This window comes from Flavobacterium sp. ALD4 (assembly GCF_002836475.1).
Taxonomy (GTDB): domain Bacteria; phylum Bacteroidota; class Bacteroidia; order Flavobacteriales; family Flavobacteriaceae; genus Flavobacterium.
In genome coordinates, this window is record NZ_PJBJ01000030.1 from 686540 (window position 1) to 702895 (window position 16356).

Sequence of the window (16356 nt, forward strand, 5' to 3'; positions counted from 1 at the left end):
GATGGGTATTTTTTTAGATCTCTAAGTAATTCCCGTTCGAAATTTCGGAAATTATAAGATCGATATTAACTTTATAAGACTTAGAAAAAGGAATTTTCACCGTAGTGTTTTTGATATAACAGACTGCATTTCCGGTGTGGATCCTTGAAATGTAACGCGAGTTAACAATATAACTGTTATGAATCCTTACAAAGGGATACGACAACACGCCCTCAAAATGTTTCAAGGTTTTGAAAGCAGTAATCATTTCGCCACCATTTAAGTGTATATCTGTAGAGTTGTTATCTGCTTGCAAGTAACAAATATCCCTAGCATCAATATACCTGTGATCACCATACGATTTTATACACAACACGAGAGGATCCTCGATAGCGGGAGTTGCATGTTGTACTACAACCGTTGACTTCTCCTCAAGAACATGGGGATGCGCTAAAACACCAGCACTGTCAAAATCCGATTTTTTCAACTTTAAGATTGACTTTATAAAATCGATACGTGCCAAAGGCTTTAAAATATAATCTGTAACCTCATATTGGATTGCTTCGTAGGCCAAATCCTTTTTGGAAGTAGTAACAATAATTTTAGGTATCACTTTCAGATAACGGTGCAACTCGTTGATAAGCATCAATGACAGCTTGCTTTTTTTATCTGAAGGGTCAATCTCGAGAAAAATTAATTGGGGAATATGTTCTAATATAAGGTTTAGACCTTCTTCATAATTATTTGCCGAAGCTACGAAGGCAAGCTCCGAAAAACTATCAGCCATGGCTTTTGTTTTCAAAACACTTTCTTGATCGTCGTCAATAATAATGTACGAATAGTTCATCTATAGCTCTTCCTAAATTGTTCGGCATATTATTAAGCGTTTAAAGCAGTATATGCTTCAAAAAAATTAAAACCGATGGTAGTTTTGGGAAACTCATTAAATAAAAAACAAATTATTTATCGTTATTTAACAAACTAAAAATACATGTTTCGTTGAGTATTAAAGTCAGATGTTCATATGTTGTTAACAAATGTTCATAGATTAAGACGAAATGCACATAAATCCGATTAAATACATTATCACTATAGGTACAAAAGACCTCGTTTTAAACACCATACGGATTTAATAGCCCAAAAAAACAAAAGGCCTTCCAATTTGGAAAGCCTTTTAATGTACTATAAGTAAGTTATTACATTTTCATCAACCAGTTTTTCATCGCCACTTCATTTTCGATAATAGCATTCAAGTCCGCAATTTTAACTCGGTCTTGTTTCATCGTATCGCGATGACGAATCGTTACGGTTTGATCTTCTATAGTTTGATGATCCACAGTAATACAAAATGGGGTTCCTAATGCATCTTGCCTTCTATAACGACGACCTACCGCATCTTTCTCATCATATCCCACATTGAAATCCCATTTTAAGTCTTCAACTATTTTATGGGCTATTTCAGGTAAACCATCTTTTTTAACCAATGGTAAAACTACTGCTTTCGTAGGAGCTAATACCGAAGGTAATTTCAAGACTGTTCTTGTTGATCCATCTTCTAAAGTTTCTTCTTTTAAAGAAGTTGCAAAAACAGCCAAGAACATTCTGTCTAATCCAACGGATGTTTCCACTACATAAGGAACATAATTCTGATTCAATTCAGCATCAAAATATTGTAATTTTCTACCTGAGAATTTCTCGTGTGCTTTTAGATCAAAATCAGTACGAGAGTGAATCCCCTCTAATTCTTTGAACCCAAACGGAAAATTAAATTCTATATCAGCAGCTGCATTAGCATAATGCGCTAGTTTTTCGTGGTCGTGAAAACGGTAATTTTCCTTCCCTAAACCTAGAGACAAATGCCATTTCAATCTCGCTTCTTTCCAAAATTCATAATGTTTCATTTCATCCCCCGGACGAACAAAAAACTGCATTTCCATTTGTTCAAATTCACGCATACGGAAGATAAACTGTCTCGCTACAATTTCATTTCTAAATGCTTTCCCGGTTTGAGCTATTCCAAAAGGAACTTTCATTCTTCCGGATTTTTGCACATTCAGAAAATTCACAAAAATACCTTGCGCAGTTTCAGGACGCAAATACAAATCCATTGCGGTATCTGCTGACGCACCTAATTTTGTTCCAAACATTAAGTTAAACTGTCTTACCTCTGTCCAATTTCGGGATCCAGTTTCAGGACAAGCTATTTCAAGTTCTTCTATCAACGCTTTTACATCTTCTAAATCTTCATTTCCTAAAGAACGCCCTAAACGCTCTAGGATTTCTCTTTCTCTAGATTTGTATTCCATCACCCTAGGATTTGTGGTTACAAATTCCTGTTCGTTGAAAGCATCACCAAAACGAGTCCTTGCTTTTTCGACTTCTTTGATTGCTTTAATATTAAGCTTTTCAGCATAATCTTCAATCAGAACATCGGCTCTATATCTTCTTTTAGAATCTTTATTGTCAATTAATGGGTCATTAAAAGCATCTACGTGGCCAGAAGCCTTCCAAGTGGTCGGATGCATTAATATTGAGGCATCAAGACCTACAATATTATCATTCAACTGAACCATTGCTTTCCACCAATATTCACGGATGTTCTTTTTTAACTCTACTCCGTTTTGCGCATAATCATAAACTGCACTTAAACCATCGTATATTTCGCTTGACGGAAAAATAAATCCGTACTCTTTTGCATGCGAAATTACATTCTTAAATATGTCTTCTTGTTTTGCCATAGTGCAAAAATATAAAAAGCGAACTTAAAAAAAGAGAAATAACGGATGTTTGAACCATTCATTTTCATATTTTTATAAATAAATCAGTAATTAAATGTTAAAATACATTTTAAACCTATTCTTCCCTCCTGTCTGCATTGGCTGTAACTCATTTTTACTGACAAATGAAAAAGTTATATGTACGCTATGCAGACACCATATTCCTTTAACAAATCATCATTTAAATCCAGAAAATGAAGCTTTTAAGAAATTTTATGGCAGAATTCCACTGGAATATGCCTCTGCGTTTCTTTATTTTCACAAAAAAGGAATCGTACAAGAAATTATTCATAAATTAAAATATAAAGGGCATCAAGAAATAGGATCTGTTTTAGGCAACTGGTATGCTGAAGATTTAAAAGAAAAAACCACCGTAAAAACAGCCGATATAATTATTCCGGTTCCTTTGCATAAAAAAAAATTAAGAGAACGAGGGTATAATCAGGTAACTACTTTTGGATTGGCGCTTTCAAAGGAACTCGATATACCGTATAATGATTCTCTTTTGTTTCGAACAACTTATTCAAAAACACAATCCAAGAAAAATAGACTAGACCGAAGCGAAGGAATCGATGCTGTTTTTGATGTTTATTTTAATGACAGAGACCATGACAAACATTATCTCCTAGTTGACGACGTCATCACGACAGGGGCTACATTGGAGGCCTGTTCCAGAGCTTTGTTGAAAATTCCGGGCGCGAGAGTTAGTATAGTATGCATGGCCATGGCACAATCATGAGATTTTTTATTTAGTCAGAACACTGTTTTTTAAATTATTACATATTTTAAAAAATCGCCTTATTTCAGCGAGACTAAAGGTGGGTAATCATAAGAAAAAATGAGACTATCAATTAAATTAATGTTATAATAACTAAATAGAATTTCCAATTCCAAAGTTAAATGTTTAAATTTGAATAAATTTTATAAATCTTTAAACAATTATATCATGGCTTTTGAATTACCTCAATTACCTTATGCGTATGACGCATTAGAACCTCATATTGATGCACGCACGATGGAAATTCATCATTCGAAGCACCATAACGCCTATACAACTAACCTTAATGCAGCAGCGGCAGGTACTGATATGGAAGGCAAGACAATCGAAAATATTTTGATTAACCTTGACATGAAAAACACTGCTGTTCGTAACAACGGTGGAGGATTTTACAATCATAATCTTTTTTGGAATGTAATGACTCCTAATGGAGGCGGACCTCCAACAGGAGATTTACTAACTGCAATTGAAAGTGCTTTTGGAACTTTTGAAGAATTTAAAGCAAAATTCAGCAAAGCTGGAGCAACACAGTTTGGTTCAGGTTGGGCTTGGCTTTGTGTTCACAAAGGTGGAAAACTAGATGTTTGCGGAACTCCTAATCAAGACAATCCATTAATGCCAGGAGTAGGATGTGGCGGAACTCCAATCTTAGGAATGGACGTTTGGGAACATGCTTATTATTTGCATTACCAAAATAGAAGACCTGATTACATTGAAGCTTTTTTTAACGTAATTAACTGGACAGAAGTATCTCGAAGATTTGCTTCTGAAAAATAATAAAAAAGGTTAGAAATTAGACTTGGGAAATACGAATCGTGTAACCGACTTTAATGAACTTTAGGAATAAAAAAGTCGTATGAGCTATATAGTTGATACGACTTTTTTTATGGTTTTTTTACTGCTGCTCTCTAACTTCATATCTCTTCACTTTATTCCAATAAAAAAGGTGGAATTGCTTCCACCTTTTTTGCCCCAAATCTACCATAAACTTAACCTACTAATTTTATGGTGATATAAACTTAAGTCAAATAAACATTGTCTACAACTATTTAAGACGAACAACCTATAAAGTCGATAACCTACTGAAAAATAAATTATTCCCGTGATAATTAAGAGACTCAACATAGTAAAAAGATATGTTATGAATTTGGATAAACAAAAAACTAGTCCTCTTTTACAGCAATTAAAAAAAAGCAGTGCATTTCAATTTATGAAACTCACTGCTTTTTCTACCTCAATTTTACTCCAATAAAAAAGGTGGAATTACTTCCACCTTTTTTGCCCCAAATCTACCATAAACTTAACCTACTAATTTTATGGTGAGCCAAAACTAAATTAAATCAAGGGTTTTGGCAAAAATTTTAGATGAACAACCAATATAAACGTTTAAATGCGCTTCGCGGACGATTAATACGCTCTAGCGTCTTTTCCTTCATAGAAATTCATAAAGGCTTTATTCACTACTCTGTTACCACCCGGTGTAGGATAGTCTCCTGTAAAATACCAATCTCCTAAGTTTTTTGGACAGGCAATATGTAAATCTTCAACTGTTTGAAATATAATTTTTACTTCAGCCTTAATCTCAGATGAGCTCAACATTTCTGCAATTTTATCTGAAACCTCTTGCGGCTGGAATTGCTCATAAATGGCCGTAACATAATTTACCACATCATGATCCTTATAGTTTTCCTGCGCTTTACATTTTAAATAAACTTCATCAACAATATGATATAAGTTTCTTTCTTTAAGCAATTCTAAAGCTGCTCTAAAAGCTACCAAACCTTCCAGCTTAGCCATATCTATACCATAACAATCAGGATACCTTATTTGTGGTGCAGATGAAACAACAACAATCCTTTTCGGATTCAAACGGTCCATCATTTTGATGATACTCATTTTCAATGTTGTCCCTCTTACAATGCTATCATCAATAATCACTAAATTATCCGTTGGTTTAATAACACCGTATGTCACATCATAAATATGCGCCACTAAATCATCCCTACTGCTGTCTTCAGTAATAAATGTTCTTAATTTAGCATCTTTAATCGCTACTTTCTCAGTACGGATCTTAACTGAAAGTACTTCTTCTAAGGAATCCTCATTTAAATTATCTGCGTTTTTGAGAATATAATTTTTCTTTCTTTGATTTAAAAAATCCTGAGCTGCTTCCACTAAGCCATAGAATGATGTTTCAGCCGTATTAGGAATATATGAAAAAACAGTATTGTCCGTATCTTGATCTATGGCACTAAGAACTGCTGGCAAAATTAATCTTCCCAGATTTTTTCTTTCTTGATATATTTCAGCATCACTTCCTCTAGAGAAATAGATTCTTTCAAAAGAACAGGCTTTTTTCACTGTTGGTGTCAAAATTTCCTGCATCGAAACAGTCCCGTTTTTCTTGATTATTAATGCTTTTCCCGGGTCTATTTCATGTACCGCTTCAAAAGGGACATTAAAAACCGTTTGAATAACTGGTCTTTCAGAAGCTACTACTACTACTTCATCATCCTGATAAAAATAAGCGGGACGTATCCCAGCAGGGTCTCTAAACACAAATGAATCTCCATGTCCCAGAAGTCCTGCCATAGCATAACCACCATCTAAGTTTTTAGAAGCCCTGGTTAATATTTTTGCTACATCTAATTTTTCCGCAATAACCGGAGAAGCTTCTCTTTTTGATAAACCGTCATTTTTACATTCTTGGTATAAATCAGTCACTTCATCATCAAGAAAATGACCTATTTTTTCCATTACGGTAACAGTATCCGCCATCTCTTTTGGATGTTGACCTAATTCAACCAGACTCTGAAAAAGTTCCTTTACATTAGTCATATTAAAATTCCCGGCTAATATCAGGTTCCTGTGCATCCAGTTGTTCTGACGCAAAAAAGGATGAACACTCTCGATACTATTTTTCCCGAATGTTCCGTAACGAACATGCCCTAAAAACAATTCCCCTACGTACGGAATATTTGCTTTTTGAAGCGCCACATTATCCGCATATTCAGGATGTGCAGCCATTTCCTCATTTACTCTGTCATTTATCTGAGCAAACACATCTTGGATTGGTTGCGCATGATTCGATCGCACTCGACTAATATATCTTTCACCTGGCTCCATATCAAGCTTTATACTTGCAAAACCAGCACCATCTTGTCCACGGTTGTGTTGCTTTTCCATTAGGAGATACATTTTCTGTATTCCGTAGAAAGCAGTCCCGTATTTTTCTTTATAAAATTCAAGCGGTTTAAGTAGTCTAACTAAGGCTATCCCACATTCATGTTGTAAAGCATCGCTCATCGTGTTGTAGTTTGTTGTGTTGTTGTTTTCTAAAATAAAATCCTACAAATAGTTTGTAAGACTAATAATCAAAAAAGCCCCGTTTCCGGGGCTTTAAGACATTATAATTCTATATCAAATTGTGTTAAGGATTTGAATTGTTTCAATCTTGACACTACTTCCTTCTTATCCAAATCAATCATTCTTTCTGTACCAAATTTCTCGACACAAAAAGAAGCTAAGTTAGAGCCATAAATAATGGCATTTTTCATATTTTCGAACGACACGTTTTCACTTTGTGTAATAAATCCTGCAAACCCACCCGCAAAAGTATCTCCCGCTCCTGTTGGATCAAAAACCTCTTCCAATGGTAAAGCCGGTGCAAAGAAAACCTGAAGATCATGAAACAGTAAAGCACCATGTTCTCCTTTTTTAATCACAACATATTTTGGCCCCATAGCTTGAATTTTGGCCGCTGCTTTAACCAACGAATACTCTCCGGAAAGTTGTCTTGCCTCCTCATCATTGATTGTAATTACATCTACACGTTTCATTACATCAAGTAATTCAGGCAATGCACAATCTATCCAGAAATTCATGGTATCTAAAACAACTAATTTTGGTTTCGTTTCCATTTGGTCCAAAACTCCGCTTTGTACTAATGGATGCAAGTTCCCAAGCATCACAACATCGGCATTTTTATAGTCCTCTGGAACTTTAGGCTGGAAATCAGCCAAAACATTTAATTGTGTCTCTAAAGTATCTCTTGTATTTAAATCGTTATGATAACGACCGCTCCAAAAGAATGTTTTCCCTCCTTTAACTACTTCAAGACCAGAAATATCAATATTTCTTTCAAGGAGTAAATCCAAATATTCCTGCGGAAAATCATCGCCCACTACAGAAACTATCGCTGATTGCAAATTAAAAAAAGAAGCGGAAAGACCTATATAGGTTCCTGCACCACCTAAGATCTTATCTGTTTTACCAAAAGGAGTTTCAATTGCGTCGAAAGCGACCGTTCCGACAATCAATAATTTGTTCATTTTATGAGTTTGGAATTAAAGCGCAAAGGTAGTTTATAAGTTACAATATTGCAAAGGTTCAAACTCGGAAAGTTTTCATAAAACTTTTCCTTCTTCCTTCTCATAAAAAGCATCTATTGACAACGGAGTGCTTTGTGTAGCCATAACGGCAAGTACGTCACATCTTTCATTCTGCGGATGATTATTATGCCCTTTTATCCATTTAAAATCGACTTGATGATTTCTATAAGCCACTAAGAGACGCTTCCATAAATCAGCATTTTTTCGATCTACAAATCGTTTTTTCTCCCAACCAAAAACCCATTTTTTCAATACTGAATCAACTACATACTTGGAATCAGAAACGACAAGTACTTTTGTATTTGGATTCTTTAATTTTTCCAGGCCTACAATTACTGCTAACAACTCCATCCTATTATTAGTCGTTAGCCTAAACCCTTCATAAAATTCTTTGCTGTAGGTTTTACCCATTTTCACGCTTTCCATAACTACTCCATATCCTCCTTTACCAGGATTTCCTTTAGCAGCACCATCCGTATATATATGTACGTCGTAATTCATTATAGTTAAAATAGATTTGTGCAATATTAGAAATGAAACTTTAAATACCTACTCCAATAATCCCGCGATTACCTTAGGGAAAAATTCCTGCTCTAATTCATGGATTTTTTCAGCGATATCTTCTGGCGTTTCGGTTCCAGTTAAGGTTACCTTTTTTTGAAAAACAAGTCCACCTTCATCATAATTTTCGTTTACATAATGAATACTTATACCGGTTTCCTTTTCCTTATTCTCAACAATTGCCCTATGAACATTCATTCCGTACATCCCTTTTCCACCATATTTTGGCAGCAATGCAGGGTGTATGTTTATAATTTTATTGGGATAAGAAACAATAATATTTTGAGGGAATTTCAATAAAAACCCAGCAAGAACAATTAAATCCGGAGCAATTGTGTTTATCGTTTGTAATACCTTTCCTTCAATTAGTTCTTCTTTCGAAAAAACCTCTGTTCGTATTTTATTATTTTCTGCTCGTTCAATTACCTTGGCAGTTGGGTTGTTTGTCAAAACTGCCACCACTGTTCCAGTTTCACTTGCAGCAAAATACTTTATAATATTTTCAGCATTAGTACCCGATCCGGAAGCAAAAACAACTATTTTTTTCATAATCCACCTAAGTTTAGATTACGCAAAAAAAGGAATAAAAAATGAAAATAAATAACATTAGGAAATCTTTGTTAAAATTTATTTTATAATTTAGTTGACACATTTATCAACTTATTCGTTGTTTTAAAATAAAGTTTTTTATTTTTGCCAACAAATTAAATTCTAAAATTAAAGATTATGTCAGACATTGCATCAAGAGTAAAAGCGATTATCGTAGACAAATTAGGTGTTGACGAAAACGAAGTTGTAACAGAAGCAAGCTTCACTAATGATTTAGGGGCTGATTCATTAGACACTGTTGAGCTTATTATGGAATTCGAAAAAGAATTTGACATTCAAATTCCAGATGATCAAGCAGAAAACATTGCTACTGTTGGTCAAGCTATTTCTTATATCGAAGAAGCTAAAAAATAATAATTTAAACACCCGCCTACTATCATGTATGCGGGTGTTATTATTTTTTTTTAAAAATTAAATTCAAGATTGATTTTCAATCAAAAGATATTTATTGTAATACCCATGGCTCTTTTGTAATAATAATACAGTGAAGAAAGCATGGGTTTTATTTGTTTAAAGATAACAAAATATATACGTTATGGTATTAAAGCGAGTTGTTGTGACGGGTTTAGGAGCTCTTACTCCTATTGGAAATAATGTTCAAGAATATTGGAATGCTCTTATCAACGGTGTTAGCGGAGCTGCCCCAATAACTTATTTTGATCCTGCTAAATTTAGAACTCATTTTGCATGCGAATTAAAGAACTTTAATGCTGAAGATTTTTTAGACAGAAAGGAAGCCAGAAAAATGGACCGATATGCGCAATATGCCATGGTTGCTTCTGAAGAAGCTGTGACTGACGCTGGATTTGATTTTGAGAAACTGGATAAGGACAGAGCAGGAGTAATTTGGGGATCAGGTATCGGTGGATTAGAAACTTTTCAAATAGAAATGTTGAACTTTGCTGCGGGTGATGGTACTCCAAAATTCAACCCTTTCTTTATTCCAAAAATGATTTCGGATATCGCTTGCGGTCATATTTCAATAAAATATGGCTTTAGAGGACCTAATTTCGCAACTGTTTCAGCTTGTGCTTCTTCTACAAATGCAATAATTGACGCGTTTAACTATATTAGATTAGGACATGCAGATGTAATGGTAACCGGAGGTTCTGAAGCTGCAGTAACAATAGCAGGTATGGGTGGATTTAATGCCATGCATGCATTATCCACAAGAAATAATGATCCAAAAACGGCTTCCAGACCAATGGACAAAGACAGAGACGGCTTTGTTTTAGGGGAAGGTGCGGGAGCATTAATTCTTGAAGAGTACGAACACGCAATCGCTCGTGGCGCAACTATTTATTGCGAAATTGGTGGTGGAGGTATGTCTGCTGATGCTTATCACATTACAGCACCCCATCCTGATGGGTTAGGTGCGAAAAACGTAATGCTAAACTGCTTGAGAGATGCGGGATTAAAACCGACAGATGTTGACGGAGTCAACATGCACGGTACTTCGACTCCGCTGGGAGATTTAGCAGAATCTAAAGCAATCACACATGTATTTGGTGAACACGCCTACACAATGAACTTAAATTCAACAAAATCCATGACTGGTCACCTTTTAGGTGCGGCTGGAGCTGTTGAAACTATCTCCTCTATTCTTTCTATGAAATACGGAATAGTTCCTCCAACAATAAATCATTTTACAGATGATGAAAATATTGACCATAAACTGAACTTCACTTTTAATGTTGCACAAAAAAGAGAAATGAATGTTGTCATGAGCAATACGTTTGGTTTTGGTGGACATAATGCTTGTGTATTAGTTAAAAAATTAGACTTGTAATCTAAATGAATATAATAAAAAAAATATTTTCAAAATCCCGTTCAGTAGAAGACGGGATTTTTTTTGATTCCATTCAAACTATTTTAGGCTTCTCCCCTAAGAACATAGATCACTACAGAAAAGCATTTACGCACCGTTCCACTAGTAAGCTTAATACTGAAGGGCACCCCATTAATTACGAACGATTGGAATTTCTAGGAGACGCCATGTTAAGCTCAGTGATTGCAGCTCATCTGTTTAACAAAGCACCGCAAGGAGACGAAGGTTACCTCACCAAAATGCGTTCAAAAATTGTCAGCAGAGAACACTTGAATGAATTAGGTAAAGATTTAAATCTAATTCGGTTTATCGAAAGTAAGGTTCCTGTACAGCATTTTGGAGAAAACATACACGGCAATATTTTTGAGTCTTTAATAGGAGCAATTTACCTAGATAGAGGTTATGAATACTGCGAAAAATTCATTCAAAAAAGAGTAATTGTTCCCTATGTGGATATTTCCCGCTTAGAAGGAAAAGTAATCAGCTACAAAAGCTTGGTTATAGAATGGTGTCAAAAAGAGAAAAAAATATTTCATTATGATATTTATGAAGACAACGGAATAGACGGGACACGTTTCTTCGGCGTAAAATTAAGTATCGACGGTAAAGTAATTGCAAAAGCAAGAGCTACCTCAAAAAAGAAAGCAGAAGAAAAAGCATCTCAGCGCACCTATTTTGCTCTACAGGAAAAAATAGATAAGAAATAACATCTATTTATATAAAGCTATTACGTTTTCGTTAGCAAATTAAACAAAACAACCTGAATTAGTACATCATAACTTATTTGGATACATTACATTTACAACTTATTTTATCATCAAATGGCAATTCATAAACTGAATCTTGGCGAATTTGACGAAGTAGATTACCATCTTATTGCTATACATACTTCATTGGAGGATTATCGAATAGCCTATTTCATCAACCAAAAGCTTCCTATAAACTTAGGTAAAAGTAAGGATGAAGTTCAAATCAGCATAAAAGAAGGAGAGACAAAATTTTCCCGATTTTATTATTATGATTCAGAAAATGTAATTTCCTGGAATTTGATTCAAAACAAAAACGAAGTATCGCAACAAAAAAAAGATCCTGTCCAAAATTTATTTTCACATATAGCACTGGAAATTTCTACAAAAGTGTACTTACTTCCAGAATTTAAAAAAGCAGATTATTTTTTAAAAATTGAACACACAGAAGACACGATGAATGTCTCAAAAATAAGAACAATATTAAATACCATTGATAGCATATCCGCTGTTTATACTGTAGATACAAATCAAATAAAATCAAAAAACAATTTAATTTTTTAACACAAATGATTTCAAACAAAAAAACCAAAATTGTAGCGACACTAGGGCCTGCATGTAGTACAAGAGAGATTATAAAAGACATGATTGACGCAGGAGTAAATGTGTTTAGAGTAAATTTTTCTCACGCCGATTATGCTGATGTCAAAGAAAAAATGAAAATCATTAGAGATCTTAATGATGAGTATGGATACACAACGGCAATACTTGGAGACTTACAAGGACCAAAGCTTCGTGTAGGAGTAATGAATGAAGGAGTTGTGGTACATGACGGTGATTTAATTACGTTTACAACGGCTGAAGACATTCTTGGAACGGCACAAAAAGTGTTCATGAAATATAAAAACTTTCCAAATGATGTTAATCCCGGAGAAAGAATTTTATTGGACGACGGAAAACTTATTTTCGAAATTGTCGAAACTGACAAAAACACAGAAGTAATTGCCAGAGTAATACAAGGTGGAGAATTGAAGTCTAAAAAAGGGGTAAACCTACCTAATACAAAAATATCTCTTCCTGCAATGACAGAAAAAGATATTGCTGATGCTATTTTTGCCATTGAACAAAAAGTAGATTGGATTGCACTTTCTTTTGTAAAAACACCTCAAGATTTAAAAGACCTACAAAATCTGATTGCGGAACATTCCGATTATAAAATTCCGATTATTGCCAAAATCGAAATGCCGGAAGCATTAGAAAATATAGATAAAATCGTTGCTTATTGTGATGGATTAATGGTAGCTCGTGGTGACCTTGGGGTTGAACTTCCTGCACATGAAGTACCTTTAGTTCAAAAAGAATTGATTCGCAAAGCAAAAATGGCGCGAATTCCAGTTATTGTCGCTACTCAAATGATGGAGACAATGATTACTAGTTTAACTCCGACAAGAGCTGAAGTAAATGACGTTGCCAACTCCGTAATGGATGGTTCGGATGCCGTAATGCTTTCAGGAGAAACTGCTACAGGTAATTATCCCGTACAAGTAATCGAGAAGATGACACAGATTATTAAAGCTGTTGAAGACTCTCCGTTAATTCAAGTGCCTCAGAACACACCGCAAATAAAAACAAAGCGTTTTATCACTAAAACAATTTGTCGTCATGCTGCAATTATGGCTGACGCAATCAAAGCGAAAGCAATTTGCACTTTGACAAATAGTGGTTATACGGCATTTCAAATATCTGCTTGGCGACCATCAGCACATATATTAGTGTTTACATCAAACAAAAGAATCGTTACACAACTGAGTTTGTTATGGGGAGTAAAATCATATTACTATGATAAGATCGTAAGTACTGATGACACCGTAACTGATGTTAATGAAATCGCAAGAGAAAAAGGATACGTATCTAAAGGTGATTTCCTTATCAATTTAGCCGCAATGCCTATTAAAGAAAAAGGAATGGTCAATACCATGAGAGTTTCAGAAATAGAATAATCAAAATTATAGTATATCAGAAACCGTCTTGTCAGAAATTAAACAGGACGGTTTTTTTGTGCTTAATTTTATTTTACCTTTGCAAAAATAAATTTTACTTAAGATGAATTATAAAACTAAAAATCCGTTTTTAACTAATAAATCTTTTTCAGCTACAACAGCATCAAGAAAAGAAGAAGTGCACCATGCCTCTGTTATTGGTTACGACCAAGAAATGACTTTGTCAGGCACAATGAATAAAACATTACTGTTATTTTTGTTGCTTACTGCCTCTGCCATGGTGATTTGGTGGATGGCATTTAATGGCACAAATCCCATAGTACCGGCAATTGGCGGCGCTATAGCAGGATTAGTTCTGGTAGTTATTGCTGCCTTCAAACCACAATACTCCCCTTATTTAGCGCCTGGATATGCCTTATTCGAAGGTCTGTTTATTGGTGGAATCTCTGCTATTTTTGAAGCTAAATATCCTGGAATTGTAATACAGGCGGTTGGCGCAACATTCGTAACATTTGCAGTCTGTTTGGGATTATATAAATATAGAATTGTAAAAGTAACAGAGCAGTTTAAATCAGTTGTAGTGGCGGCCACTCTTGCTATTGCCACTTATTACATTATTTCGTGGGTAGTTTCGATGTTTACTAGCTTTGCACCTGTTCACCATGGCAATTCGATGATGAGTATAGGAATTAGTGTATTTGTAATTATCATCGCCGCTTTGAATTTATTCTTGGACTTTGATAGAATTGAAAAAGGTGTGGAACAAAAAATGCCTAAATATATGGAGTGGTTTGGCGCGATGGGACTAATGATTACTCTTGTTTGGTTATACATTGAGTTTTTAAGATTGCTTTCTAAACTTTCAAGTAACGACTAATCAAAATTTGACATTAAAAAAAAACCCTTTCCATTGCTGGAAAGGGTTTTTTTATGCTGCTTTTTCAAAAGCTATAAAATGAGATAATTTCCCTTTTAAATTAAATACTGGAAACCCTTTGATAAGACATATATAGATTTCACCATTCTTATTATAATTCACAACTGTTTTCTCAAAAGGTTGCTGTAACTGGATTGCTTGTCGGATTTCACTAGAAGTTGTTAAATTAGAGTTGTCCCCTTGAAACATTTTCGGGCTTTTCCCTATCACTTCTTTTTCTATATATCCATTCATTTTAGTCATATTATGTGACGCAAACACGATTTCTAATTTAGCGTCAGTAACGATGACTACTTCCTCTTTCAGCATGTTTTTGAAATCCCAATCATTTTCTGTCCATTTACTATTACTTGCAATTACACTTAGTTTATTACAATCTTCATAGATTTTCTTTACTTCATCTAAGTACTCACGGTGAAAGTTCCATGACATAACAGGTGTAACAGCAATATCAAGGCTATTATAATACTTTGCGAGTGCGATATCGTATTGTTTAAAATCTATCATAGAAACTATTTTAGAGCAAATATAATTTTAATTAAAAAAATAAAACACTATTTCACATCATTTAACTATTGTTGAAGATGATTAAGTGCCACTTAAAAAGCAAATTTCAACTGTACCACGACAGCTTTCTTTAGCTCTGTATTTAAATTATTTAAGGAAATCCCTAGCAATCGCACGGAATCTTTCATGCGTTCCTGATACAAAAGTTCTTTTATCGTTTCTAAGATTAAACCCTTGTCAGAAATAAAATAAGGTAAGGTTTTACTTCTAGTTTGTTGAGTAAAATCACTGTATTTTATTTTCAAAGTAACCGTTTTACCAGAAATATTTTGTTTTTTAAGTCTTATCTCTAATGTATTTGCAATATGTTCAAGTTGCTCCATCATAAATATCTCTGACGAAAGATTGATATCAAAAGTATGCTCCGCAGCGACTGATTTCGTAATTCGATTTGATTTCACCTCGCTATTATGAATCCCCCGCACTACATTATAATAGAAGCTTCCTGATTTCCCAAAATGTTTTTCCAGAAATTCCAAAGTTTTGCTTTTTAACTCAACACCCGTAAATATTCCCAATTGATACATTTTTTCGGTAGTCACTTTTCCAACACCATAAAATTTACGAATGGGTAACTCTTCCAAGAAATCAATTACATCCTCTGGATTTACTGTTTTTTGTCCATTGGGTTTGTTGTAATCACTGGCGATTTTAGCAACAAATTTATTCACTGATATTCCTGCTGATGCGGTTAGCCCTACTTCATTAAAAATACGCAAACGAATTTCTTCCGCCAACAGACTGGCACTAGGGTTTCCTTTTTTATTTTTGGTAACGTCTAAATAAGCTTCGTCCAGTGAAAGCGGTTCCACCATATCAGTATATTCCCTAAAAATGGTATGAATTTTGCTCGAAATCTCTTTGTAGCGATCGAATCGCGGACTGACGAAAATAAGTTCAGGACAGTTTTTCTTTGCCATAAATCCACTGATAGCACTTCTGACGCCAAATTTCCTTGCTTCATAACTCGCTGCCGCAACAACACCTCGATTTTCAGAACCACCAACAGCGACAGGTTTCCCTCGCAAGGAAGGATTATCCATTTGCTCAACAGACGCGTAGAAAGCGTCCATGTCGATGTGTATAATTTTTCTATTTGAAGTGATCTCGGACATGATACAAATTTAAATAGGTTTTCTATTAAAACATTCTATTGGACTATAAATATTTGATACATTTGAAT

At 34.6% G+C, this 16356-nt stretch carries 16 protein-coding genes; 8 read left to right on the forward strand and 8 right to left on the reverse strand.

Annotated elements, in window-relative coordinates:
* Positions 1-13 precede the first annotated feature (13 nt).
* Both CXF59_RS11675 and CXF59_RS11680 read right to left on the reverse strand, forming a co-directional pair.
* The gene (locus tag CXF59_RS11675) at positions 14-826 is read right to left on the reverse strand and encodes a LytTR family DNA-binding domain-containing protein (RefSeq protein ID WP_101137941.1); all 813 of its coding nucleotides are present in this window, start codon (positions 824-826) and stop codon (positions 14-16) included.
* A 349-nt stretch (positions 827-1175) separates the two neighbouring features.
* Positions 1176-2717, reverse strand: coding sequence for a glycine--tRNA ligase (locus CXF59_RS11680; protein WP_101137942.1), 1542 nt, complete (start codon positions 2715-2717; stop codon positions 1176-1178).
* Between the two features lie 94 nt (positions 2718-2811).
* Here CXF59_RS11680 and CXF59_RS11685 point away from each other — a divergent pair, with 94 nt between their 5' ends.
* Together CXF59_RS11685 and CXF59_RS11690 are read left to right on the forward strand one after the other, a co-directional pair.
* Entirely contained in the window at positions 2812-3495 is a 684-nt protein-coding gene (locus tag CXF59_RS11685; protein ID WP_198554689.1) for a ComF family protein, read from the forward strand.
* A 207-nt stretch (positions 3496-3702) separates the two neighbouring features.
* On the forward strand, positions 3703-4311 hold the full coding sequence (locus tag CXF59_RS11690; RefSeq protein WP_101137943.1) for a superoxide dismutase: 609 nt from the start codon (positions 3703-3705) through the stop codon (positions 4309-4311).
* 630 nt (positions 4312-4941) lie between these two features.
* Here CXF59_RS11690 and CXF59_RS11695 read toward each other — a convergent pair.
* From CXF59_RS11695 to CXF59_RS11710, 4 genes are all read right to left on the reverse strand, one after another.
* Entirely contained in the window at positions 4942-6840 is a 1899-nt protein-coding gene (locus tag CXF59_RS11695; RefSeq protein ID WP_101137944.1) for an amidophosphoribosyltransferase, read from the reverse strand.
* A 101-nt stretch (positions 6841-6941) separates the two neighbouring features.
* Positions 6942-7865 (reverse strand): PfkB family carbohydrate kinase, encoded by a 924-nt coding sequence (locus CXF59_RS11700; protein WP_101137945.1) that lies wholly within the window; start codon positions 7863-7865, stop codon positions 6942-6944.
* A 75-nt stretch (positions 7866-7940) separates the two neighbouring features.
* A complete protein-coding gene (rnhA, locus tag CXF59_RS11705; RefSeq protein WP_101137946.1) occupies positions 7941-8426 on the reverse strand; it encodes a ribonuclease HI in 486 nt (161 codons plus the stop codon).
* Positions 8427-8474: 48 nt separating this feature from the next.
* A complete protein-coding gene (locus CXF59_RS11710) occupies positions 8475-9035 on the reverse strand; it encodes a phosphoribosylglycinamide formyltransferase (RefSeq protein ID WP_101137947.1) in 561 nt (186 codons plus the stop codon).
* Between the two features lie 177 nt (positions 9036-9212).
* Between CXF59_RS11710 and CXF59_RS11715 the strand changes: the two genes are divergently transcribed.
* From CXF59_RS11715 to CXF59_RS11740, 6 genes are all read left to right on the forward strand, one after another.
* Entirely contained in the window at positions 9213-9449 is a 237-nt protein-coding gene (locus CXF59_RS11715; protein ID WP_007137004.1) for an acyl carrier protein, read from the forward strand.
* A gap of 181 nt (positions 9450-9630) precedes the next feature.
* Complete coding sequence (gene fabF / locus CXF59_RS11720) at positions 9631-10884, forward strand: beta-ketoacyl-ACP synthase II (RefSeq protein WP_101137948.1); 1254 nt, start codon at positions 9631-9633, stop codon at positions 10882-10884.
* Between the two features lie 5 nt (positions 10885-10889).
* The gene (gene rnc / locus CXF59_RS11725; RefSeq protein ID WP_101137949.1) at positions 10890-11630 is read left to right on the forward strand and encodes a ribonuclease III; all 741 of its coding nucleotides are present in this window, start codon (positions 10890-10892) and stop codon (positions 11628-11630) included.
* 114 nt (positions 11631-11744) lie between these two features.
* On the forward strand, positions 11745-12233 hold the full coding sequence (locus CXF59_RS11730; protein WP_101137950.1) for an IPExxxVDY family protein: 489 nt from the start codon (positions 11745-11747) through the stop codon (positions 12231-12233).
* 5 nt (positions 12234-12238) lie between these two features.
* Positions 12239-13669: a pyruvate kinase gene (pyk, locus tag CXF59_RS11735; protein WP_101137951.1), complete on the forward strand. Its 1431-nt coding sequence runs from the start codon at positions 12239-12241 to the stop codon at positions 13667-13669.
* Between the two features lie 103 nt (positions 13670-13772).
* Positions 13773-14546 (forward strand): Bax inhibitor-1/YccA family protein, encoded by a 774-nt coding sequence (locus CXF59_RS11740; protein ID WP_101137952.1) that lies wholly within the window; start codon positions 13773-13775, stop codon positions 14544-14546.
* 51 nt (positions 14547-14597) lie between these two features.
* On the opposite strand, the gene CXF59_RS11745 is transcribed toward CXF59_RS11740, so the two are convergent.
* Positions 14598-15113 carry a PAS domain-containing protein gene (locus CXF59_RS11745; RefSeq protein ID WP_101137953.1) on the reverse strand — a complete coding sequence of 172 codons (516 nt, stop codon included), beginning with the start codon at positions 15111-15113 and terminating at the stop codon, positions 14598-14600.
* 92 nt (positions 15114-15205) lie between these two features.
* Positions 15206-16288 carry a DNA polymerase IV gene (dinB, locus tag CXF59_RS11750; RefSeq protein WP_101137954.1) on the reverse strand — a complete coding sequence of 361 codons (1083 nt, stop codon included), beginning with the start codon at positions 16286-16288 and terminating at the stop codon, positions 15206-15208.
* Between the last annotated feature and the right edge of the window lie 68 nt (positions 16289-16356).